Source organism: Dyadobacter fanqingshengii (assembly GCF_023822005.2).
Classification (GTDB): domain Bacteria; phylum Bacteroidota; class Bacteroidia; order Cytophagales; family Spirosomataceae; genus Dyadobacter; species Dyadobacter fanqingshengii.
On record NZ_CP098806.1, the window covers coordinates 20,862 to 43,986 of the forward strand.

Here is a 23,125-nt window from a genome sequence, read left to right on the forward strand (position 1 = left end):
TGTTATTGATGCATGTTTGGGTTTTTATCAGCCTTGATATACCGGAACTGGTACAGCACGCCAACAGAAAAAGATGTACTTTGGCCAACATTGGTTCCGTCAAGAACGTAAGCGGCCCGGGCATTAACGCCGATATTTTTTGGCTGAAATTTGGCATAAACGCCGCCCACAGTGCTTTTCATGTTATTAGTAGGAAAAGGCATATCATTCCTGCGGATGTTATCACCCCCATCACAAGCGCCATACTCGGCAAAAACCTCTGCCTGAATGCCTTTTTTCAAATATCCCAGCCTCACAGAAGCGTCATAAGCGTTGGGAACAGTCACTTTATTGGTGCTATGCAGCTTTCCATCAGCCAGATAAGAATCGCGGTCGATCTCAATGTTACTGCGGAAAATATAGCTTCCCGAAGCGGTCATATAAATGCCGGTTTGCGGATGGCGGTAACTGGCTAGCAGTCTGGCCGTTGCAGTTCTGCATTGCATCCCAATAGACATAGGCATAAAATCGGCAATGTAGTCGCCCGTAGGAATGGAAGCGCCGCCGATGGCGTGCAGGGAAAACCCTGATTTATTAATAAAACGAAATTTAAGCCAAAGGGAAGCGTCCTGAAACCCTTTTTGCCACTTTAAATTGCCAGCGCTGGTCTGCGTCCACACGTAAGGAACGCCCACGATAACATTCAGGTTTTTGGTTACGCCTACTGCCAACATGGCCATTGCACTTTGGGTGGTGTGTGTGCCAATGTTCAGATTTTCGCGTTTGAGTTGGTTTTCCCAATACTTGTCCCAGGAGCTATGCCCGTAAGAAAGAGCAAGACAGGCCGTATTTTTCGACATATAAATGGCATCGTTGGGCATTTGGGCAAAAGCCCTTCCTGTTGCGCACAGGGCAATCATTAAAAGCAAAATGAGTGGTTGCTTCATTGTTCGTAAAGAATATCGCATTTGTTTTTATTGGGGAATTATGCCGTGTGTTTACAATATCACAATGGATACTGTGCTTTGAAGGCAATATGTAATGAATTAAGGCATTCTTGCGACTGGTAGGTAAATGTCGCTAAGGATTCAGCTAAGCTCGGGAGGCGGGCTTGTTAGCTGAATGAAGATGGCTGAATAGATATTTTTGGAGCATCTGCCTGTCAATAAAGGCAATGGTTCTGTAAATGAGGCAGTTTGAAAACTTATTTCATGGGAATTTGAAATGTAATTTTTCAGCAGGTTATCCATCAATTTCATGGCCTTGCTATAAGGATTCTCCGGCAGTTTTGCATTCGGATCGCTGATAATTTGCATGGCATTGGCCAATGCGAAGAATTCATCCCGGGCCGCCTGATTGGATTTCAGCGTCACATAAAGTGTATCGTTTTGATGTACGACCTGAGTAGGGTTATAAAATTGATCATCCTGACGAATGAGACCCTCAGGTGCTTCTGTAATTTGTAGGTCGCCTGCGTAGGGCAGGGACGGCAAATGCATTTTAACTACCCTTAATTCATCATAGGGCGAAGAAACCGATGAGTCCTGATAGTGGTTATCAAAGAAAAGCACAGCGAAAGCGAGCCCAAACGTGTTGTAGAGCAAGAGAACCAATAATCCTATCGGCAACAGTCTTTTCAATTTCAAGAGGATTTATATCCAAATGTAATCAAGATTAGTGCAATTCTGCAAATGTTGTTTAAAATACTATATATCAATGTCCCTATAAATGCATGCAGCGGATTTTGATTAAATTACCGCTCTAAATAAAAATGTGTTTCAATGACAAAACAAGCAGGTTTTTTAACCAACGGAGCGCGTAAATGTTTGATCGTTTTGCTGCTCGCATCCACTTCCATGATTCAGAATGAAGGATACACCAAAACCGATTTTGAAAAGCTCAATGCTATCGTGGGTTCATGGAAAATGCAGCGTACGGGAGGCGATATGTATGAAACCTGGCACAGGGTCTCACCAAGCGAATTTTCGGGGGTCAGTTATAAGCTTGAAAATGGCGATACAGTTAAACTCGAAACGGTCCGCCTTTACCTAAGTAACCGCAGGGTGATATACGCGCCGGTGACTTTTGGGCAGAATGATGAAAAGGAAGTGCTTTTCGATTTGAAATCAATTCAGGGGAAAAAGTTTATTTTTGAAAATCCCAAGCACGATTTTCCCCAGCGCATCGGCTATGCGTTTTTACCCGCAGACTCGCTTCATGCCTACATTGAAGGAACCATTGATTCAAAACCCAGACATATCGATTACAAATATTCAAAGCTCAAATAAGCAATTACCCTTTATGAAGAAATCCGCAATCAGCCCAATGCCCCAGTTTTTCGATCGCTACATCAACCTGGTAGAAGACATTGATATCATTGAAGCATTCAACAAATATTCGCCCGGCAATGTGTATGCAGACCTTGCAAAGCTAACGGCCCTGAAAGAGCTGGCTTACGCCGAAGGAAAATGGAGTGTAAAGGACATTTTACAACATGTCATTGACAACGAGCGCATTATGTCCTACCGGGCCATGCGTTTTTCTAGAAATGACAAAACAACCCTCCCAGGCTACGACGAAGAACTTTTGGCAGCAAACACAATCGCAAATCAACGTAGCATCGATGATCTGATGCAGGAATTCAATGAAGTAAGGCAAAGTACAATTTCCCTTTTTAAAAGCATGAATGATGAAATGATCCTGCGCTCAGGTTTTGCTTACAAGTCCGACATTTCGGCTCTGGCCCTGGGATTCGTGATCATCGGTCACCCTATTCACCACATGCGTGTAATTGAGGAGCGTTACTTTCCGCTGCTTCAAGCACCCGCCAGCTGATCCAGTGCATATTCCACTTGCGTTACCGGCAGTTGGCAGGTTTTATCGTAACACACGTAAATGGCCGTTTTGCCATTGATGTCTGTGCGACTTTTTAAGAGAGGGAGATCGGAGCGGGTGATTGTTCCCATTACCAGTTTGTTGGGCACGAAGAAGCGGTCGAAATCTTTGCGCATATCGTCCGCGTCTGCGCCTACAATGATGATTTCAGCGGTTGGTGAGGCTCTCATACAGTATAGTGCTGCCCAGTTTGTAACCCATTGGACGTCTGCCAGAAGGACCTTGCTCATTTTGGAAAGCATTGTGTCCGAAATCCTGGCGTATTCATCCTCGTCGAGCATCATACCCAGCAGATAAAGATTATGCGCCATGATGGAGTTTGAAGATGGAATCACATTATCGAAAAGTTCTTTTTTGCGGGTAATGAGCGTTTCTCCGTAAATGTCGGTGAAGTAAAAAAAGCCTTCTTTCTGGTCGTAAAAATTGTCGATCGTGTAGTCGGCCAGCTTTCTGGCAAGCGTGATCCACTGTTCATCGAAAGTAATCTGGTAAAGCGCCAGGTATGCCTCGGTGACTGCCGCATAATCCTCTAAAAAGCCCGTCACAGTCGCCCGCCCGTTCTTATAACTGTGCATGAGCTTATTGCCCACGATCATATTGTCGCGGATAAATGCGCCTGCCGAAACAGCCATTTCACGAATATATTCATGGCCCAAGGCCCGGTAGGAATCAGCCAGCCCCTTGATCAGCAGTCCGTTCCAGGATGTAAGCGTTTTGTCATCCAATCCTGGCCGGATGCGTCCTGCTCTCTTTTCGCCCAGTTTTTTGAGGGCTGCCCTATATTTCGCTTCAAGATCGGCCACATTGAGCTTTAACGCACTGGCGGTTTGCAGTACCGTATTGGTCAAATGCAAATGATTGTGGCCATCTTCCCAGTTGCCGTGCTCGGAGACATTATAAAGTTTAGCAAACCATTCGAAATCTTCGCCCAGGATTTGCTGCAATTCCGCTTTTGTCCAAATATAAAATTTACCCTCCACACCCTCGCTATCCGCATCCAGCGCAGAGTAAAAACCGCCTTGCTCATTGCGCATCTCGTTTTGCAGCCATTGAATTGTGTTCAATAGGCGATCTTCATACAGCGGATTTCTGGTCAGTGAATAAGCCTCGGCATAAATGCTCAGCAGCTGCGCATTATCATAGAGCATTTTTTCAAAATGTGGGATAAACCATTCATCATCAACAGAATATCTGGCCCATCCGCCGCCAACGTGATCATAAATCCCACCCAAAGCAATGCGGTCCAGGGATAATTCCAGCTGGGCAAGTGCCTGCGGATTTTGGCTTATATCAAAATAACGCAGCAAAAATTTATAGATCGAAGGCATGGGAAACTTCGGCGCGCGATCCATTCCGCCTTTTTCCGTATCGAAATTAAGCTGCAATTTCTCAAACATGATATCCAGCTCGGAAATTACATAATCACCGTTTCCCGTCACGAGGCCATACTTTTCTGTGTCGGAAACCAGCATATTTTGCACAAATCCTTCGGCAGACCCGGCCAGCTCATCATAATGTTTCTGAAATGCATTGTCAATGCTCTTCATCAGCTGCACCCAATTTTGCGGAGGCAGATATGTAACCCCGTAAAACGGCCGGCTGTCGGGCAACAGGAAAACGTTCAGCGGCCATCCGCCGCGCACGCCCATCGCTTGCACGGCATCCATATATACAGCATCCACGTCGGGACGCTCCTCACGATCCACCTTAATGCAAACGAAATGCGCGTTCATGACCTCCGCAATGCTCTCTTTTTCAAAACATTCCCGTTCCATTACATGGCACCAGTGACAAGCCGAGTAGCCAATGCTGACCAGGATAGGCTTATTCTCAGTTTTCGCTTTGCTCAATGCTTCCTCGCCCCAGGGAAACCAGTCAACCGGATTGTGTGCATGTTGAAGTAGATAGGGGCTGGTTTGCTGGCTCAGGCGGTTCATATTTGTAGTTGCTATTGATGAATGACCACTTTTTTGGTAATGGTCCTGTGTTCGGTCTTAAAACGCGCAAAATATATGCCAGCAGTTAAATGGGGCAAATTGATCCGCTCGCGCGTTTCACCGGCGATGGCTTTTAGCTGTTTTTCCAGCACAACCTGCCCTTTTGTATTTAAAAGAGAGAATGCTACATCGGTAACGCCATTCATGCCATTTAGCACTACATTCATTTCAAACTCAACCGGATTGGCATAAACAAAAGCATCGGAAAGGTGCGGCTCGGTGGAATTGACGGAATCATTCAGATCGAATTTGCAAAGGAAAACTTCTTTGCCTTTCAACTTGATACTTCTGAGCCATTTCTGATGGGAAACGACGATCTCAGTTTCAGCATTATCTGCAGCATAAGGGTTTTGCGCGGCGATAAGAATGTTGCTTCCTTTTACCACGCCGCGCCAGATCGGGCTTTGCTGCTCCATTAAGTCGCGGGCAGACCGTGGAATGACAAGTTCATAATTCCCTTCAAACATATCTTTGAAAGCTGATAGCCGGTAAAGTCCATAGATAAATCGCTCATAAGACGCATAATTTTCCTGGCGGTTACCTGGGAAACCGGGATTTTCCCAAAGCCATAAACCATTGGCTCCCGAGAAAAAGGGGAAGATGGCGGTTGCTTCTGCTACAAACGGGGCAATCAGTGGCGTGTTGGGATCGTAACTGTCATGAATACGCATCCATACAAAAGGAATGATAGGCTTATCACTCCAGGCGCGGTTGACTTCAATGTTGAAAAGAAGATACGACAGATAATCCTTTCCAATCGGGTTATCGTAGCCATAATAAAAATAAGGAGAGGGCGTCAGAAATTGTTGCGCATTGTAAAAGCTGCCGCCGATCTTGCCTGCATTATCCTGGACCAGGTAATGGGTGCGGTCAGCATTGGTGGTCCAGTCCTGCCAGCTGTTGGCAGTAATGTTCAACCACGTGTTGCGCACCGGAACATCGCTGTAACTGCTCAATGGGGCTTTAACTCCCTTCAATTTCAGCCTGTTGGCCGCCTCGGTGTACCACCACCTCATATCCCTTTTATAGGTTGCCAAAAAATCTGCGTCCGATAAATTGCGGTAATTTTGGGGGATCTTGCTATTGGATTTTAATGCGAGAATATCGCGGTCCTCACGTTGCATGCGCTCAATGTCCATGCAAATGATGTCGTAACCTTTTGCTGTTTCGGCGTAATTGTCCCAAAAATTACGATAAGCCACAGTGTCATTTCCCCAGGGGCTGCGCAGTGCATTATCCGCCCAGGGCTGGTTTCCGCTCGATGTTGCGACGCCGTACCAGATCAATGCCCGGTTGGCATTCGTTAAGGATCCGGGCTCGGGTCCGGAGAATGTTGCAAGGTGGCTAAAACCGTGTTTGAGCGGCTGGGACTGCGTATCGCCAAAGCGTGTAGCATTATAAATGATCTTAAAGGGCAGGCTAAATTCGGGGAACTTGCCCCATTCGATCGTGTTGTTGGCCGTGACCGGGTTTAGTATATAAGCTGGCTGGCAATCCTGCGCATAGACGTGCGCACATTGGGTCATGAAATAAAATAAAGTGGTGTAAAAAGCTCTCACATATATATCGGTAAAATGAACCATAAGAATTGACCGGACAAATTCGTTACTTTTGCAGCGTCGATAATTTGATTTTTCCGGGAAACGATTTCCAGGAAACGTTTTCCGGGAAAAGGCTAACACTTCAATTATATTAATGACAAAGTAAGAAAAGAAATTGCCTGGAACATAAAATATAAACTGATATGAGACGATTACTCCTTATTGCCCCTCTTTTTCTGGCCCTGCTTTTAGTGGCTTGTGATAAAAACAAAAAAGAGAACCCGAATCCTACGCCTGAGCCATCAGAAAAAGACAAAATTCTGATCAACTATCCTTGGCGCATGTCCACTGTAACGGACCTGACAGGCAAAGCGATTCCTTTTAACCAGCTTAATGCACAGACGCAGGCCATTAAGGAAGTGATGGACATTCAATTTCTTCAAAATAATGTGACGAAGGCGATTGATCAGGGGTCAAAGCAAGTGATCAACGGGGGAACGTGGTATTTGAAAAACGAGAATACAACGCTTGACATTAAAATATCCGGCTTTTCTGGTGAGTTTGGTGTTGAGGAGCTTACAAACAGCAAATTGAGATTAAAAAGCAAAATGCCGGTCAGCGGCGTTGAGCAGGAAACCATTATGGTTTTTGAGCCTGTGATCAAATAAGCATTCAAATTTTGGTATAAGTCAAAAAAAGCGGCAGATTTAATCTGCCGCTTTTCTTATTTTGTGTCAAATTCAAATTAATGAGAAAGAACGACCCCAAAATTATAAATGCCTGGTGTATGTACGACTGGGCCAATTCGGTTCACGCACTTGTTATCGTATCCAGTATTTTCCCCGTTTATTTCAGCGCAACCGCATTAAAAGCATCCGGGACAGCATATACCGATTTTCTGGGTTTTCAGATCAAAAGTTCTGTACTGTTTTCCTATACGGTCTCAGTCTCCTTTCTCATCACAGCGCTCTTGATCCCCTTATGCACAGCTGTGGCCGATTATAGCGGTAAGAAGAAAAGATTTATGAAATTTTTCTGCTATCTGGGCGCTCTTAGCTGCATGCTGCTCTTTTTTTTCACCAAAGATACCCTGGTGCCTTCCATTTTGCTGTTTGGATTGAGCCTAATAGGATGGAGCGGGAGCATTGTTTTTTATGACTCCTATCTTCCCGAGATCGCCACGGAAGACAAATTCGACAGTTACAGTGCCAGAGGGTTTTCGCTGGGTTACCTGGGAAGCGTGCTGCTTTTGATTTTTAATTTGAGTATGATTTTAGCGCCCGCATTCTACGGCATCACCGATAAAGCGTTGCCTGCGCGGATTTCTTTTCTAACTGTCGGATTGTGGTGGATCCTGTTCGCACAGATCCCCTTCAAGTATTTGCCAGCCCATAGAGCCGCCAAGCAAAAGTCGGGGAACTGGATTTTTAACGGGTTTGCCGAGTTAAGGAAGGTTTATTTTAATTTGAGACAACAGCCTTTTCTGGCCAAGTTCCTGAGCGCTTTTTTTATTTACACCATGGGCCTGAGGACTGTAATGTATGTAGCAACGATCTTCGGGGCAACCGAGCTGAAACTCCCTTCACAAAGCTTGATCGTGACTGTTCTGCTGATTCAGATTGTGGGCATTATCGGCTCATTTACATTTGCATGGTTATCAGGCAAAATCGGCAATATTTTTGCATTAATGGTGGGCGTAGCCATCTGGATCGGCATTTGTACGGGCGCATATTACACGACCGAAGCCATGGAATTTTATTTTATAGCCTGCGGCGTCGGCATGGTCATGGGCGGCATCCAATCCCTTTCCCGCTCCACCTACTCCAAGCTGATCCCTGAAAACATTCCCGACACAGCTTCCTATTTCAGTTTTTACGACGTTACCGAAAAGCTCGCCATCGTCATAGGCACTTTCATTTACGGAACCGTAGAGTATCTCACAGGAAGCATGAGAAACAGCATTCTCGCACTTTTAGTAATATTTGTCTTCGGCCTTATTTTGCTTTACCGCATTCCCTCCAAAAAGGCTTATCGCTATCAAATGCAGGATAGTGAGAATTAATTTTCTCCATTCTTGCTTAATTAAAATAATCTACTTTACTTTGTCTATCATTTTAGTAGGCTTATCGTTTGATCCACCCAAAAGGTAAGTATTAGGCATCAACATTATCGTTGTAATTTTTTAAGTTTTAAACAAAATTGTCAGCTATGGCATTCAGGTGGTATTTTTCCTACGGTTTTTCTTCTTATGCTGGATCCAACCAGCCTTGTTGTTGCTGCTGATTAGATCAGCGCAATGATTTCCGTTGCGCGCTTCCCAGACTCCCGGCATGATTAGTCGTGCCTTTCACTGAATATTTCCTTTTTGAAATTGCTTTTCAAAACATGCATTGCTATGACGCTTTCTGATGTACTCCTGTTGGTAAAAAAAATTGCAGTCGGGATTTTTCTGACCCTGGTCCCGTTCGCCTTGATTGCCGGCGGGATCTGGCTGGCACAAAGTCTTCTCAATTAATCTGTAACCTTATTTAACCATTGCTTTTTATGAAAATTGAACAGCATGTTACGCAAAAAATATGGCGTGATGCATTCGTCAGTATCTTACTTTATCTGGCGCCAATCGCGCTGATGTTCATTACCTTTTATCTGACTGATCACAAACCCTGGGCAATCAGCAATGGTTTACCATTTAAAGTGCCCGGATTTATCGAAGGCGTTTTTGAAAACCTGAGCTCCTGGGGTTTGCCCGTAATCATTCTGGCCATTGGCGTTGTCGAATTCGCTGCCGGACTTTACGAGACCAAATGGACCAAAAATGAGCGGATACTGGACATTGCCTGCTTTGTGGTGCCCAAGATTATTATCCGCCCCGTCGTAGCTTATTATAGCTTGCAATTGTTGCCACAATGGCTTCCCGGTGCGAAGGACAGCTTTTCATGGGTTCCGTTTTGGTGGGCTTTTGCCATTATTGCGGTTGCGGATGACCTTACGCAATACTGGTATCACCGCCTGCATCATCAGGTGCCCTGGTTATGGCGCTTTCACCGCACCCACCACAGCGCGCCTTACATGGGCATGGCCATGGCGGGAAGACAAAACATCATTTACACCATTTTCTTTTCCCAAACTTACCTGACCGTGGCGCTCACCTATATGGGCCTGGGTTATGCTGCATTGTTTGTGAAGGTTGTTAAATCCCTGATCGTCACCGGAGCACATTCAAGCATTCCCTGGGACAAGCCATTTTATCAGATCAAATGGCTCAACCCAATCGGCTGGGTGCTGGAAAGGTTTATCTCAACACCAGCCACACACTATGCACACCATGCAGATACGACGGACGATGGCATAGGACATTACAAAGGCAATTTTGGAAATATGTTCTTCCTATGGGATATCATCTTTGGAACCGGCATTATCACCCGTCGTTATCCGAGCTCTTTTGGCATCAAGCATTATAAAGAAGAGGAATGGTACGCGCAGTTTTTATGGCCCATTTTCAAATCCAAAAAGGAGGGAAGCGAGCTTTCTGCCGACGGCCCGATGGTTGGCGACCAGGTTCCTGTTAAACAAATTCACATAGAGCCGCTTTTAGAAACGAAAGTAGCCAGTTAGTAAACTCCATTTTACTTATGCGTTCCGTTGCACGTATAGCGCTAGCCGTTATACGTGTACCTGGAAATCTTTGCCCAATCTTTAAATAAATCAACCCCAGTTACTATCTACAATTATCTACTCCGAAAAATGATTCTTAAAAACTTACGCCTGATCCTGCTATTGGGGGCCCTGGCTTTTACTTCCACTGTGGCAAGAGCCCAAGACAATATCAGCGGGATTGTAAAGGACGAAACCGGACAAGGACTACCCGGAGCCACCGTTGTCGAAAAAGGCAGTTCCAAATATGTGCAAACTGACCTGGACGGCAAGTTCAGCATTCCGGCAGCGAAGGAATTTCCGTTTACCATTCAGGTTAACATTACCGGCTTTCAGCAGCAGGAGATCGAGATCTATGAACTGCCCACAGACCTGGTTGAAATCGTTCTGAAAACGGCCAACCTGCTCGATGAGGTGGTTGTTATCGGTTACGGGGAACAAAAAAGAAAGGATATCACAGGCTCCATTGCCTCTGTTCCACTGGAAATAAAAAGCCAGCCGGTGGCGTCCGTCGAGCGGCTGCTTCAGGGGTCCGTGGCTGGCGCGGTGGTAACCCAGACTTCGGGGCAACCCGGCGGGGGCGTTAGCGTGCAGATCCGGGGAAATAACTCCATTACTGCCGGTAGCGATCCGCTTTATGTGATTGACGGTTTTCCGATCAACAACGATTACAGCCTTAGTGATGCGGGCGTTACCGACGGCTCGAAAATCAATCCCTTATCATCATTGAGCACGGCGGATGTAGAAAGCATTGATGTGCTTAAAGACGCTTCTGCAACGGCAATTTACGGGTCACGCGGTGCAAATGGTGTGGTTATTATCACAACAAAAAGCGGTTCGAAAGACAAATCGTCCATTCATTACGACGCTTTTTACGGCACCCAGGAGGTTATCCGCACCATCCCGCTTCTGAACGCCGGACAATGGTGGGCGCTTCGCAAAGATGCTGCTGCCAATTCGGGCAAGACGGCTTCTATCCCTAATATCAGCGGATTCTCGCTGGATACAACCGGTGCCGGAACCGACTGGCAGGATGCGGCTTTCAGAAAGGCGTCTCAGCAAAGTCATAATCTGTCTATTCTTTCTGGCTCAGAGAAAACCAGGCTGGCCGTTTCAGGTAATTATTTCAAACAGAACGGTATCCTGCAAAACACGGATTTCAGGCGGTTTTCGGCCCGGGTAAACCTGGATCATCAGTATAATGAACGTTTCCGGATTTTTGCAAGCCTGAATGCCAGCAATACCAAGGCCAATGTGGCTCCCACAGCCATTGTAGGTAATTTATTGCAAACGCCGCCTGCATTGCCTATTTATCAGGACAATGGCGGCTTTGTCGTAAACAGCCCCTTTGAATCAGCGCTTCAAAACCCGATCAACTCGCTTTATAATCAGCTCAATGAGACCATTACCAACCGTTTTCTGGGTAATATTTCGGGAGAATACACCATTACCGACGGTTTGAAGGCAAAGGTGCTGATCGGTGCGGATGTGGTTGGCAATAAACAGAACCGCTATTTGCCAAGCACCACAGCCGAAGGTCAGGCATTGAGCGGTAATGCGCTTGTTGGGTCGATATTTACTACTAACTGGCTTAATGAGAACACATTAAGCTATGACAAAGACATTAATGATAAAAACAGGATCAATGCTGTGGTTGGCTTCACTGCTCAGACATCCCAGTCGAAAGGGGCCATTGCGGAGGCTGCCGGCTTTGCAACCGATGCATTTGAATACAACAACCTGGCCACGGGGATTACCAACATTGCGCCGCGCTCGGTGGCCAGTGCCTGGTCACTGGCCTCTTACCTGGGACGCGTCAACTACATTTTTGATGACCGTTACCTGTTAACTTTCACGCTTCGTGCGGATGGATCGTCGCGTTTTGGTGAAGGAAACAAATGGGGATATTTCCCATCCGCCGCTTTTGGATGGAATTTAAACAACGAAAAGTTCTTTCAGCAGTTCAAAAAGATCAGCCTGCTCAAACTGAGGGTAAGCGCCGGATCGACTGGTAACCAGAGCATTCCTCCTTACCAATCGCTATCACAGCTGGCCTACTTTCGCTACAATTTTTCCAACACCACCATTTCAGGTTATGCGCCCAATACAGTGCCTAACCCCAATCTGGGCTGGGAGAAAACATTTCAGGTTGATGCCGGGATCGATTTAGGTTTGTTCAAAAACCGCATCAGCATTATTGCCGATTATTATTACAAAAGGACAACGGATCTGCTTCTGACAAGAACGGTTGCAGGAACTTCGGGACTTTCCGATTTTTACAACGGGCAAGCTTCCGTGGTTTACCAGAACATTGGCGAAGTGAGTAACCAGGGTGTCGAATTGTATATCAATTCGCAAAACACTACGGGTGCTTTCAAGTGGAATACGATCTTCATTTTTGCTAAAAACACCAACAAGATCCTGAGCCTGGGCGAGAATGTGAGCCAGATCATTCCGGTGATATCTGCGCCTTCCATTGCCAAAGTAGGTTCGCCGCTGGGTTCTTTCATCGTTTACAAAACCGATGGGATCATTCAGCAGGGAGATCAGGCACTTACCCCGCAGCAAAACAAAAGTCCGGGCGGCCAGAAATACAAGGATATCAATGGCGACGGGGTTATAACCCAGGCAGGAGACAGGGTAGTGATTGATAATCAGCCCGGTTTTACAACAGGTCTTACCAATACATTCAATTACAAAGGCTTCGATCTGACCGTATTCTTCCAGGCTTCAATAGGCGGAAAGCTTTATAATGCCAACCGCGCCAACCTTGAACTGGGTACGGGTTATGTAAATGCATCTGATGTAATGCTTAACCGCTGGACACCTTCGAACACCGACACAGATGTGAAGGCTGCATTCCAAGATCCTGCCATTACCATCTCTGACCGCTTCATCGAAGATGCCACTTACTACCGTCTGAAAAACCTTTCTATCGGCTATAATCTACCCAAATCGGCGCTATCCAAATTGGGTATAGACGCGCTGCGCATTTATTTTTCTGCGCAAAACCTGGTTACATGGACGAATTATACAGGATATGATCCGGAAGTGAGCCTTAATGGTCAGTCGCTGATCAACAAAGGCGTCGATCAAGGTGTGTATCCTAATAACAAATCCTATCAGGTCGGTCTTTCTCTGTCATTTTAAGATAAAGAAAGCGATCTAAATGAACATTAATGCATTAAGTGATAAGCATTTAAATAAACGAATTCAAATGAAAATCTTTAAATATATTCCGATTGTCTTCCTGTCACTAGGCTTGTCCTCGTGCTCGGAATTTTTGAAAGAGGAGCCGGAAGCCTTTCTTTCCGAGGAGCAGTATTACAAAACCCAGACCGATGCGATCAACGCGGTGAATGCAGTTTATTTCTTTCTTAATTCAGGGGGCAGCTCGGTGCAGACGCCTTATAACACGCTTTTTAACACGGGAATGAACATGGCCGGTGACGATGAGGATCCGGGGCCAGGCGCTACAAACCCGGACGTGCGCTCATTGTCGGTTCTGGCGCACTCTGCAACCAACCTGCGCATTTATGAGATCTGGCAGCAGCATTATGCGGCTATTAAAAAGGCCAATGTAGTTTTGGAAAAAATCCCCGCCATTGAATTTGATAATGCTTTAAAAGAGCGTCTCCTGGGCGAAGCCAAATTCTTACGGGCGCTTTATTACTTTAATCTGGTGCGGCTCTACGGCGATATACCACTGATCAAGGAATACCAGAAGTCGGTTGATCCGGCGGGATATGAAATAGCTAAATCTCCTTCTGGCGAGGTTTATGCCAGCATTGAGAAAGATCTGATCGAGGCAGCTGCGGTTCTTCCTGCGTCTTATGCGTCCCCTAATGTCGGCAGGGCCACTTCGGGGGCCGCCAAAGCGATCCTTGCAAAAGTTTATCTTACCAAAGCCTCTTTGCCATTGAATGTTACAGCGCATTATAAGGACGCCGTTGCAACGGCTGAGCAAGTGCTTTCACCGGCGGATGGCGGCACGGGCGCTTATGGCTATGACCTTGTGTCCAACTATGCAGAGGTATTTTTGCCAGCTTTTAAAAACAATAAAGAGCACATTTTCTCAGCCCAGTTCAAGTCAAACTCGCTTAATCAGGGCAATGCTGAGACCCCGCGCGCCATCCTGTCTGGGATTCCCGGCCTGAATGGCAATTACGCGCATATGGTTCGGTTTTATACCAATGGCGAAGACAAATCATTTAGCATTTACAAACTTTTCAAGCCGCAGGATAAGCGAAGAAACGTCACTTTTGTGAGAAGCTTTACCAGCCCGGCCAATGGACGTGTGTATGCGTTGCCGATTGTTAACCCGGCTGTTCCTAATGATTCTACGCCGTTTTGGGGCAAATGGTGGGACCCGGCTTCGACTGCGGTTACCAATCAGTCGGCTGCTAATGTGCCCATCATCCGATATGCGGAGTTATTACTGATCCACGCCGAGGCGGAAAATGAAGCCAATGGACCAACGGCCAGAGCTTACAAATCGCTGAACCGGATAAGGGCGAGAGCTGGTTTACCCAATCTTACCGCAGGGCTTTCCAAAGACCAGTTCCGTGACTCGCTGTATCTGGACCGCCGCTTGGAAGTGGTTTATGAATATCAAAGGTGGTTTGATCTGATACGCCAGAAAGATGGCAGCGGCAAATCCACATTTGTAGCCAATCTGGTTAAGGTTGGCAAAACCAATGCTGCCGACAAGCACAGGCTTTACCCATTGCCGCAGTCGGAAATCGACAACAACAAATTGCTTGTCCAGAATCCGGGTTTTGAATAAAAAACATTAATCACAGTATATATCCATACAATGAAAAGATCTCTAATTCCGGCAAAGACGATTGTGCTCGCAGCTATGGCTTGGATGGGCACCGACCAGTTTGTGCACGCGCAGCATACACCCATTCAGCCCTATAAAGGCAAAATTGGTAAAACCATAAAGGAAACCAGTGAATCCTGGGCAGAAAAGAAAAAAGCTCCTGCGGGAGCGCCCAATGTAGTCTGGATTTTGCTGGATGATGTGGGATATGGAGCAATCAGCACATTTGGCGGACTCATTAACACGCCAACATTGGACAGTTTGGCCAATAACGGGCTGCGTTACACCAATTTTCACACGACTGCCATTTGCGCCCCGACCCGAGCGGCCCTGCTGACAGGCAGGAATTCGCATTCGGCACATATGGGCCTTTTTCCCGAGACGGCCATTGGCACGCCGGGTTATGATGCGCAGATCCCATTTGAAAAAGCAACTGCCGCCGAAATCCTCAAAGAGAATGGCTATAACACATTTGCATTGGGTAAATGGCACATTACGCCCCTGGCCGATCTGACACCTGCGGGACCCTTCAACCGCTGGCCGACCGGTCGCGGATTTGAGCACTTTTACGGTTTTCCATCCCGGGGAAGCATTGATCAGTGGCATCCCGAGCTGTGGGAAGGAACGCATCGCCAGAAAGACCAGCAGGACGGAAAGCATTTCAATGAGCTGATAGCCAACCGCGCCATCAGCTATGTCTCCGGGCAAAAGGCCGGGAATCCTGACAAACCATTTTTCCTATACATTGCCACCGGCGCCGGACACGCGCCTCACCAGGTTGCCAAACAATGGTCCGACAAATACAAAGGCAAATTCGACGGCGGCTGGGATGAGTATCGCGAGAAGGTTTTAGCCAATCAGATCAAGCTGGGCGTGGTTCCCAAGGATGCGAAACTGCCGCCGCGTAATGTGGGTGTGAAGGAATGGGCGGCATTAAGTGCCGACGAGAAGAAGCTGTATGCGCGTTTTATGGAAATTTATGCAGGCTTCATCGAATACACCGATTACGAGATCGGGCGCGTAATAAGCCATTTGAAAGAATCGGGACAATTGGAAAACACACTAGTCTTTGTTTCTGTTGGCGACAATGGTGCCAGCAAAGAAGGGACATTTGTGGGAACGGTCAATAATTATGGGGCCGGGATCACCGAGGAGCAGCGTTTGAAAAAGAACCTGGAAAATATTGACCTGATCGGCTCGGAATTCTCCAAGGTAAATTATCCGTTGGGCTGGGCAGCAGCCACCAATGTCCCGTTCCGTCAATGGAAACAAGATGCGAACTCCGAAGGCGGCACGCATAATCCGCTGATCGTTTTTTATCCAAAAGGCATTAAAGAAAAAGGGGGCATACGCAATCAATACAGTCATATCATTGACCTGTTGCCTACAACATTAGAATTGATCCAGGCCAAAGTTCCCGAGCAGATCAATGGCTACAAGCAAGATCCAATTGAAGGCACAAGCCTGGTTTACAGTCTGAATGATGCGGCCGCCAAAGACCGTCATAATGTGCAGTATTACGAAATCCACGGTTCACGTGCTATTTATAAAGATGGCTGGAAAGCAGGTTCGCTGCACGTGAAAGGGCAGGATTTTAATGCGGATACATGGCAGCTCTACAATCTCAAAGAAGACTTCAATGAGATCACTGATCTTTCGGGACAGCAGCCTGCCAAATTGAAGGAGCTGCGGGCGTTGTTTGACAGTGAAGCCATCAAATACAATGTGTATCCGTTGAAGGATGGCACGCAGGGCTACACGCTGCAAACCGCCTACAAGGATTTGGATCGCGTTGTTTTGTATCCGGGTCAGTCCACCATTGTGGATGTTGCCGGGCCATTTGCCTTGAAAAAATCATTCAGTCTGATCGCCGATGTGGACCTGAGTGGCGTAGAGGACGAGGGCGTGCTGCTTTCGCGCGGTGGATTTGAGGGAGGACTTAGCTTTTTTATCCAAAACCGCAAGCTGAACTTTGTTTATGCTGTGGGTGATGGGACAAAGTATGTGGTCACTTCCGAGCATGCCACATTGCCGCAAGGGAAAGTGCAGCTTCGGGCTGACGTTAAATACGATGAGAATGGGGCGGGACAAATCAGTCTTTTTGCCAATAATTCCAAAGTAGGGGAGTCAAAGCTTGAAAAAACAACGGGTTATGTCTATCTGCACGAAGGGGTTAATGTTGGTTTTGATGACCTCACGCCTGTGGCCGACACTTACCAAGTGCCATTTACTTTCACAGGGAAAATCAATCACGTAACCATTGACTACAATCCCGGCCAGCAAAGCAGCCTGAAATAGCATTTCTTCCGGCGACGGAAAATTGCGAATTTGCCATTCAGCCGCGGGAAACAATCGAGAGGAGTCGGTTCAATTGAGGCTTTGTTTTTTAAACAAAACAGGCGTCATGCCGACTTCTTTCTTGAAAAGCCTGGAAAAGTATGATAAATTCTCAAATCCCAGTGCGTAGGCAATTTCTGAGACCGTTCCGTCCTGGGATTTAAGCCGGTTTTTTGCCTCTGATATGAGGTAAATATGAATGTGTTCCAGCGCGGTTTTTCCGCTTTCCTGTTTTAATACGTCGGTTAAATATCCCGCTGAGATGGCAAGCTTTTCAGCCATATAATGAACAGAGGGAAGGCCTTTATTGGTTAACAACCCGCTCGATACGTACAGGTCCATCTCTTTCATAAACCTGCTGACGGTTTTGCCTGAAATCTCGGAACGGTTGATAAACTGCCTTTTATAAAACCGCTGAGCATATTTAAGCATGGTATCAACATTGGCAAGAATAATTTCCCGGCTGAATTCGTCCTGATTGTTTTGATATTCGTTCTCAATCTTCCTGTATAACTCCCAAATCGTCGTTTCTTCCTTCGGGGAAACATGCAGGGCCTCATTGGTTTCGTAATAGAAGTAATGATATTTTTTTATCTCATTGTGCAGGGTGTGACCATTCAGGAAATCTTCATGGATAAACATCAGAAACCCATCTTCGTCCAGGTGAAGGTTCTTCATTTCAATGATCTGCCGTGGTTTGACAAACATCATTGAGCCGCAATCATGATCATATTTGGTTCGGCCATAAAGGATAACGCCGGATTTGAGTTTTTTGAATCCGATCATATAAAAATCGCTGGTAAACTCCCGCTCGCCCAGCGAGCACATTCCGTTACATTGAACAATGCTGAACAGCGGATTCTCATTAGGGGAAAACCCGTTTTCCCGGTGTAATTCGGAAAGATTTTTATAATGTTTCATGCAGGCTCATTTATTAACTGTAACACAATCTGCGTCATTTAGTTTGCAGATTATGTTACAGTTTTTACATGCTTGTGAATTGATTAGTGACCATGGGCGTCGGCCGAAACCTCTTTCCAGGCTTCAAACTCAGCCAGGCGCTGGCTATAAACTTCTTTCACACCTGGATATGCAACCTTGCCCAGCAAAAAGTGAAGCGGAGGGTTTTCAGAATCGATTAATTGCAAAACTGCACTTGTCGTCGATTCAGGATTTCCCCAGCTATCGGGTGTAGTACTATCGAAAAATGCTTGCTTGATCGGCGCATAAACTTCGGTCGGCTCGGTCTGCACGGCCGATGCTCCGGACCAGTCGGTCGAGAAGCCGTTGGGTTCGATCAGACTCACATGAATGCCAAAGTCTTTTACTTCGCTTGCAAGGGTTTCACTCAGACCATTAACGGCGTACTTGGAGGCATTGTAAATCCCCAGAACCGGAAGTGTAACCAATCCAAGGAAACTCGAAACCTGAATGATATGCCCGCTTTTTTGCGCTCTCATCACTGGGATAATAGCCTGGGTGACCCAAAGAAGCCCGAAAAAGTTCGTTTCGATTTGAGCCCTGGCCTGTTTCTCCGTTGTTTCTTCAATAGCACCAAACAAACCGAAACCTGCATTATTGATAAGCACATCGACACGGCCAAAATAGGCAACGGCCTTATTGACTGCTGCAAAACAAGCGTCTCTGTCGTTAACATCCAGCTGGATGGGGAGAACTGCGTCGCCATATGTCTCAATGAGATCTCGGAGGTCTTCAATGTTTCTGGCGGTTGCAGCCACTTTATCACCGCGTTTTAAAAGTGCATTAGCCCAAAGCCTACCAAAGCCGCGGGATGCGCCGGTTATTAGAATTATTTTTGACATGATATTTTGATTTTTAATACCCTACAAAGGTATCACTGGCCCATGCTGCGCATTTGACACAAATTCCGGGATCTTTGACACATTTCAGGAAAGCTTGCTCCTGTGAATTACCAACTTATCTCCCGCTTGCAGTCCGTTGACTCATTTAGATCGGCCTGATTTCGGTAGCATCCTGCTGGCTGTCCGTGTTATGCCCTGAAAAAGTGAGGAGTACCTTTGTCTTGTTATTGCTGGACTCCATTTGAAAATTTACTTCTAGTAAGGAGGTAATTTCCCTGACAAGAATCAGTCCGATACCTTGTGTTTCTGTTGTGCCAACAGGCGGATAAGTGTGACCTGATTTTAAGTTTACCCATTCCACTATTTCCCGTGCTATGCTGCCGGCATTCTCAATTGTTAACAGAGTCACAAGCTGATCAGCAGAAGCGCCAATTTTTATGAGACCATTACGGCCGTTTTTGTTTGCATTGTCCAAGAGGTTGTGTATGACAATTCCCAAAAAACTGGGATTGCTGGTCACAAAAATTAACGGATCAATGTCTAAATGTACTTGATTGCTGTTGGTGCTAATGATGCCATCAAACAGTTTGAGTTTGTCCTTTACGATTTGTGCTAAATTTATGCGTTGGGACCTATCCAGTTTTTGGTGAACAGGCAGTTTGGTAAACTCTAAGATGTTGTTGACGAATCCGTACATTGTCTCCAGCGATTTATTGAGCTCCATTGTATAGCTGCCTATCTGCTCGTATTCTTGCTTTTGCGCCAGCCGGCAGATTTCTTCCGAAATAATTAGTAGGTACTTGAATGGGCCGCGAATATCGTGAGTAATGGAGGCAACCAGGCGCGACTGAATATACAATTGATGTTCAAGGATTTCCTGGGAGACTTCCAAGGTGCTCAAAGTTTGCCGGAGTGCCTGGGTGCGCTCGGTAACTGCTTGGTCCAGAAGCCTGTTCTCTATTTTTACCCTCTCGATAGCAAGCCGCTCATTTTCTTTACGCTGGCTGCGTGCATCACGATCACGTTTTAAAAAGTAGGCAGCCGGTATCAGAATAATGCTGATAAGAACTCCCCGGCTTGAAAGCATTAAAAGCTTTATCCCAATTGGATTTTGAGCCGTCCGGAACGGAAAGTCTTTGAAAATGGGATTGAATGTGAAGTAGAAGACATTCGAAAGTATGCAGCAACACAAAACAGATAATAGTAATCCTGGCCAGCGCCGGTATTGCTGCTGAATCAGGTGGATAGCGTACCAACAAGTCAAGCTCATCATAAAAATGACTATTTCTGAGCCTATTAAATTGACCGGATCTTTCCATTGACCTTCGGAGATACGTGCAGGTAAAACAAAGAGTGGAATACTGGCAGCGACAATAAAGCCTGCCCTGTGAAGAAAATGGTTCATGAAGCGATGGGTTATTCCATACCAGTGGTTCTTACATTAGTGTTTTTCTAATGCTATTATAAAGATGAGAATGTCCATATCAGGCATCTTTAACTATTTTTATTTGCCGCCGGAAATGAATTTATACAAATATGGAGCCTTGTGAGCGCCTCCAGTCCACTTTTTGGCGATCCTTTCCAGCACGCCTAGGCCCAGCATTTTACGCTGAAAAGCCGCCCGAAGTAATTTTTTATTCAAAATAGTTTCGTATAGTCCCTGCAGTTCGCCCATGGTGAAATGTTCGGGCAGGAGGTTAAAACCGATCAGCTTGTGATCCAGATCCAGCCGAATGGTCTGCAAGGCCTTAGCAATAATGTGCTCGTGGTCCTGCATCAGCTTGGGAAGATCGGAGAGATTAAACCAGTCGCAGCTGTCGGAAATGCTGTCAGGTGAGGGAATTGCTTTTGTAAAATCAACCAAAGCGTAGTACCCGACTGAAACGAAGCGGGCCAGGAGCCAGTGATTGTCATCGGGGAAAAATCCACGGGCGGCCATGATTTTTTTGAGCGGCATGGTGTCGTGCCGGCTTTTGCTACCGAAAGTGTAAAATTGTTCCAGGAAAATATCTTTCAGGCCTGTTCTGTGAAATAAAACCCTTCTTGCCGCCTCGTTGATATCTTCGTCTTCATGCACAAATCCGCCTGGCAGCGCAAAAAAACCGGTATTTTTATAGGTAAGCAAAAGTACTTTCAGCTCATTTTCGTGGAAACCAAAAATGACTGTATCAATGGCTAAGCCGGGCAAATACCCTGCTCCTGTGGGGTTTGTTTCCTGCTTTTTAAATTCCTGATCCATGACCGGCCTTGTGATAATGGGGCAAGTAACAAAAAGATTTGCTAACAGAAAGAATTTAAATTATTATTGTAACAAATTGATACAATGAGATATTCGTGTCTGATTTATTCTGAAAATTTTACAATCTGTTAACCTGAATACAATGTCAAAACCGTTACTAGCAGCACTACTATTCTGCATTTGCACTACAATGACACTATTTGCGCAGCCTAAAAATCAGGTTACCGTGGAAAACGGAATACTGGAAGGAACCAGAGAAGCCGGCTCTGAGCTGCTTATTTTCAGGGGTGTGCCTTTTGCCGCGCCGCCTGTTGGGGAGCTGCGCTGGAAGGAACCACAGCCTGCCAAGAACTGGGACGGGGTCCGTAAGGCAGACCAGTTTGGCAACAAACCCATGCAGAAACCAATTTTTGGCGATATGGGATTCCGCTCGAAGGATATGAGTGAGGACTGCCTATATCTCAATGTTTGGACGCCCGCGAAAACGATGAAGGAAAAGCTGCCGGTTCTGGTGTATTTTTATGGAGGAGGACTTGCTGCCGGTGACGGTTCCGAACCTCGTTACGATGGGGAGACGCTGGCTAAAAAAGGAATTGTTGTGGTTACATTAAATTATCGCCTGGGCATTTTCGGATTTTTCTCACATCCTGACCTCACCAAAGAGTCGCCCAATAAATCGTCCGGTAATTATGGTTATCTGGATCAGCATGCAGCCCTTCTTTGGGTGCAAAAGAACATTGATAAATTTGGAGGGGACCCCAAACGCGTCACCATTGCCGGCGAATCTGCGGGTTCAATTTCCGTTTCCGTGCAGATGGCCTCGCCGTTATCCAAAGACCTGATTGCAGGGGCAATCGGTGAGAGCGGCGCGGCTATTAATCCAACATTGGCATCTATTCCACTGGAAGAAGCTGAAAAAATTGGGGCGGCATTTGCTGCGGGCGTTAAGACAGGCAGCTCGCTTGCGCAGCTGAGAGCATTGTCAGCAAATGATCTCCTAGATGCGGCTTACACGCCAGGGCAAACCCGCACGGCAACCACGCCGACCATTGACGGTTATTTTTTGCCAAAAACACTGCCTGAAATTTTCCAGGCCGGACAGCAGGCGAAAATCCCAATTCTGGTTGGCTGGAATTCCGCCGAAGTGCCTTATCAGGTGGTTTTGAAAGCAGACGCGCCAACGCTTGAAAACTACAAGAAAGCATTGAGCACTATATATCATGAGAAAGCCGATCAGGTCCTTAAATTATATCCGGCTGCTTCGGACGCAGATGTTGTGAAAGCGGCGACTGAACTTTCCAGTGATCGTTTCATCGTTTACAGCACGTGGAAATGGGCTGACCTGCAAATTAATACGGGTGGGAAACCTGTCTATCGCTATGTTTTCTCACGAATTCGTCCGACCATGTCGGCTGCGATGGGCAATGCAAAAGCCGGACTTGCTGGCGGAGTTATCAAAGGTGATGCAGCAAAAGCGGCTCCGGCCGCCCCGGCGCCAGTAGGAGCGGCCCACGCTTCTGAAATCGAGTATGCATTGGGAAACCTGGCCAGCAATAAGGTTTACGACTGGACGCCGGATGATTTCAAAGTATCTGCAACCATGGTGGATTACTTCGCGAACTTTATCAAAACAGGTAATCCAAATGGAAAAGGATTGCCTCAATGGGACGCTAACACAGGCAAGGCGCCAGTGAAGTTTATGAACATTGATGTAAAGAGTGAGCAGAAAACGGAAAGCGACAGGGAGCGATATTTGTTTCTTGACAAAGAATACATGAATTAACATTCATAGGCTAAGCAACAAAAAGCCCTGCATCGATATCGGTGCAGGGCTT

The 23,125-nt window shown here is 46.3% G+C and carries 17 protein-coding genes; 9 read left to right on the top strand and 8 right to left on the bottom strand.

Translation table 11 applies throughout. The features are described from left to right. Window positions 1–2: 2 nt before the first annotated feature. Complete coding sequence (locus NFI81_RS00095) at window positions 3–926, bottom strand: transporter (protein ID WP_234615438.1); 924 nt, start codon at window positions 924–926, stop codon at window positions 3–5. A gap of 141 nt (window positions 927–1,067) precedes the next feature. Beyond that, on the bottom strand, window positions 1,068–1,619 hold the full coding sequence (locus NFI81_RS00100) for a hypothetical protein (RefSeq protein WP_234615437.1): 552 nt from the start codon (window positions 1,617–1,619) through the stop codon (window positions 1,068–1,070). Between the two features lie 141 nt (window positions 1,620–1,760). On the opposite strand from NFI81_RS00100, the gene NFI81_RS00105 reads away from it, so the two are divergent. Together NFI81_RS00105 and NFI81_RS00110 are read left to right on the top strand one after the other, a co-directional pair. Next, window positions 1,761–2,267: a DUF6265 family protein gene (locus NFI81_RS00105; RefSeq protein ID WP_234615436.1), complete on the top strand. Its 507-nt coding sequence runs from the start codon at window positions 1,761–1,763 to the stop codon at window positions 2,265–2,267. A gap of 13 nt (window positions 2,268–2,280) precedes the next feature. Then, a complete protein-coding gene (locus NFI81_RS00110) occupies window positions 2,281–2,814 on the top strand; it encodes a DinB family protein (RefSeq protein WP_234615435.1) in 534 nt (177 codons plus the stop codon). Here NFI81_RS00110 and NFI81_RS00115 read toward each other — a convergent pair. Then, a complete protein-coding gene (locus tag NFI81_RS00115) occupies window positions 2,796–4,811 on the bottom strand; it encodes a thioredoxin domain-containing protein (protein ID WP_234615434.1) in 2,016 nt (671 codons plus the stop codon). The two genes, NFI81_RS00110 and NFI81_RS00115, sit on opposite strands and share 19 nt — an antisense overlap. Window positions 4,812–4,822: 11 nt before the next feature. After that, window positions 4,823–6,454 (bottom strand): T9SS type A sorting domain-containing protein, encoded by a 1,632-nt coding sequence (locus tag NFI81_RS00120; RefSeq protein WP_254410604.1) that lies wholly within the window; start codon window positions 6,452–6,454, stop codon window positions 4,823–4,825. A 161-nt stretch (window positions 6,455–6,615) separates the two neighbouring features. Between NFI81_RS00120 and NFI81_RS00125 the strand changes: the two genes are divergently transcribed. The 6 genes from NFI81_RS00125 to NFI81_RS00150 all read left to right on the top strand — a co-directional run bounded on the left by NFI81_RS00125 (window position 6,616) and on the right by NFI81_RS00150 (window position 17,189). Continuing rightward, entirely contained in the window at window positions 6,616–7,080 is a 465-nt protein-coding gene (locus NFI81_RS00125) for a hypothetical protein (RefSeq protein ID WP_234615432.1), read from the top strand. An 80-nt stretch (window positions 7,081–7,160) separates the two neighbouring features. Beyond that, window positions 7,161–8,474 carry an MFS transporter gene (locus NFI81_RS00130; protein WP_234615431.1) on the top strand — a complete coding sequence of 438 codons (1,314 nt, stop codon included), beginning with the start codon at window positions 7,161–7,163 and terminating at the stop codon, window positions 8,472–8,474. Window positions 8,475–8,956: 482 nt separating this feature from the next. Then, window positions 8,957–10,027, top strand: a complete 1,071-nt coding sequence (locus tag NFI81_RS00135; RefSeq protein WP_234615430.1) for a sterol desaturase family protein — start codon at window positions 8,957–8,959, stop codon at window positions 10,025–10,027. A 129-nt stretch (window positions 10,028–10,156) separates the two neighbouring features. After that, window positions 10,157–13,216 (top strand): SusC/RagA family TonB-linked outer membrane protein, encoded by a 3,060-nt coding sequence (locus NFI81_RS00140; RefSeq protein ID WP_234615429.1) that lies wholly within the window; start codon window positions 10,157–10,159, stop codon window positions 13,214–13,216. Between the two features lie 67 nt (window positions 13,217–13,283). Then, window positions 13,284–14,852: a RagB/SusD family nutrient uptake outer membrane protein gene (locus NFI81_RS00145; protein ID WP_234615428.1), complete on the top strand. Its 1,569-nt coding sequence runs from the start codon at window positions 13,284–13,286 to the stop codon at window positions 14,850–14,852. A gap of 30 nt (window positions 14,853–14,882) precedes the next feature. Next, on the top strand, window positions 14,883–17,189 hold the full coding sequence (locus tag NFI81_RS00150) for an arylsulfatase (protein ID WP_234615427.1): 2,307 nt from the start codon (window positions 14,883–14,885) through the stop codon (window positions 17,187–17,189). A gap of 69 nt (window positions 17,190–17,258) precedes the next feature. Here NFI81_RS00150 and NFI81_RS00155 read toward each other — a convergent pair whose 3' ends face one another. From NFI81_RS00155 to NFI81_RS00170, 4 genes are all read right to left on the bottom strand, one after another. After that, entirely contained in the window at window positions 17,259–18,149 is an 891-nt protein-coding gene (locus NFI81_RS00155) for a helix-turn-helix domain-containing protein (RefSeq protein WP_234615426.1), read from the bottom strand. Between the two features lie 83 nt (window positions 18,150–18,232). Beyond that, window positions 18,233–19,051: an SDR family NAD(P)-dependent oxidoreductase gene (locus tag NFI81_RS00160; protein ID WP_234615425.1), complete on the bottom strand. Its 819-nt coding sequence runs from the start codon at window positions 19,049–19,051 to the stop codon at window positions 18,233–18,235. Window positions 19,052–19,196: 145 nt separating this feature from the next. Then, on the bottom strand, window positions 19,197–20,456 hold the full coding sequence (locus NFI81_RS00165) for a sensor histidine kinase (RefSeq protein WP_234615424.1): 1,260 nt from the start codon (window positions 20,454–20,456) through the stop codon (window positions 19,197–19,199). A 99-nt stretch (window positions 20,457–20,555) separates the two neighbouring features. Next, on the bottom strand, window positions 20,556–21,290 hold the full coding sequence (locus tag NFI81_RS00170; RefSeq protein ID WP_234615423.1) for an NUDIX hydrolase: 735 nt from the start codon (window positions 21,288–21,290) through the stop codon (window positions 20,556–20,558). A 142-nt stretch (window positions 21,291–21,432) separates the two neighbouring features. Between NFI81_RS00170 and NFI81_RS00175 the strand changes: the two genes are divergently transcribed. Further along, complete coding sequence (locus NFI81_RS00175; RefSeq protein WP_310589252.1) at window positions 21,433–23,073, top strand: carboxylesterase/lipase family protein; 1,641 nt, start codon at window positions 21,433–21,435, stop codon at window positions 23,071–23,073. Window positions 23,074–23,125 lie beyond the last annotated feature (52 nt).

What these genes read in the sequence shown, in the direction of transcription:
- NFI81_RS00175 (WP_310589252.1), top strand. Translation starts at nt 21,433, where the DNA reads ATGTCAAAACCGTTACTAGCAGCACTACTATTCTGCATTTGCACTACA.
- NFI81_RS00130 (WP_234615431.1), top strand. Translation starts at nt 7,161, where the DNA reads ATGAGAAAGAACGACCCCAAAATTATAAATGCCTGGTGTATGTACGAC.
- NFI81_RS00160 (WP_234615425.1), bottom strand. Translation starts at nt 19,051, where the DNA reads ATGTCAAAAATAATTCTAATAACCGGCGCATCCCGCGGCTTTGGTAGG.
- NFI81_RS00115 (WP_234615434.1), bottom strand. Translation starts at nt 4,811, where the DNA reads ATGAACCGCCTGAGCCAGCAAACCAGCCCCTATCTACTTCAACATGCA.
- NFI81_RS00170 (WP_234615423.1), bottom strand. Translation starts at nt 21,290, where the DNA reads ATGGATCAGGAATTTAAAAAGCAGGAAACAAACCCCACAGGAGCAGGG.
- NFI81_RS00155 (WP_234615426.1), bottom strand. Translation starts at nt 18,149, where the DNA reads ATGAAACATTATAAAAATCTTTCCGAATTACACCGGGAAAACGGGTTT.
- NFI81_RS00110 (WP_234615435.1), top strand. Translation starts at nt 2,281, where the DNA reads ATGAAGAAATCCGCAATCAGCCCAATGCCCCAGTTTTTCGATCGCTAC.
- NFI81_RS00145 (WP_234615428.1), top strand. Translation starts at nt 13,284, where the DNA reads ATGAAAATCTTTAAATATATTCCGATTGTCTTCCTGTCACTAGGCTTG.
- NFI81_RS00095 (WP_234615438.1), bottom strand. Translation starts at nt 926, where the DNA reads ATGAAGCAACCACTCATTTTGCTTTTAATGATTGCCCTGTGCGCAACA.
- NFI81_RS00105 (WP_234615436.1), top strand. Translation starts at nt 1,761, where the DNA reads ATGACAAAACAAGCAGGTTTTTTAACCAACGGAGCGCGTAAATGTTTG.
- NFI81_RS00125 (WP_234615432.1), top strand. Translation starts at nt 6,616, where the DNA reads ATGAGACGATTACTCCTTATTGCCCCTCTTTTTCTGGCCCTGCTTTTA.
- NFI81_RS00150 (WP_234615427.1), top strand. Translation starts at nt 14,883, where the DNA reads ATGAAAAGATCTCTAATTCCGGCAAAGACGATTGTGCTCGCAGCTATG.
- NFI81_RS00165 (WP_234615424.1), bottom strand. Translation starts at nt 20,456, where the DNA reads ATGAACCATTTTCTTCACAGGGCAGGCTTTATTGTCGCTGCCAGTATT.
- NFI81_RS00120 (WP_254410604.1), bottom strand. Translation starts at nt 6,454, where the DNA reads ATGGTTCATTTTACCGATATATATGTGAGAGCTTTTTACACCACTTTA.
- NFI81_RS00135 (WP_234615430.1), top strand. Translation starts at nt 8,957, where the DNA reads ATGAAAATTGAACAGCATGTTACGCAAAAAATATGGCGTGATGCATTC.
- NFI81_RS00140 (WP_234615429.1), top strand. Translation starts at nt 10,157, where the DNA reads ATGATTCTTAAAAACTTACGCCTGATCCTGCTATTGGGGGCCCTGGCT.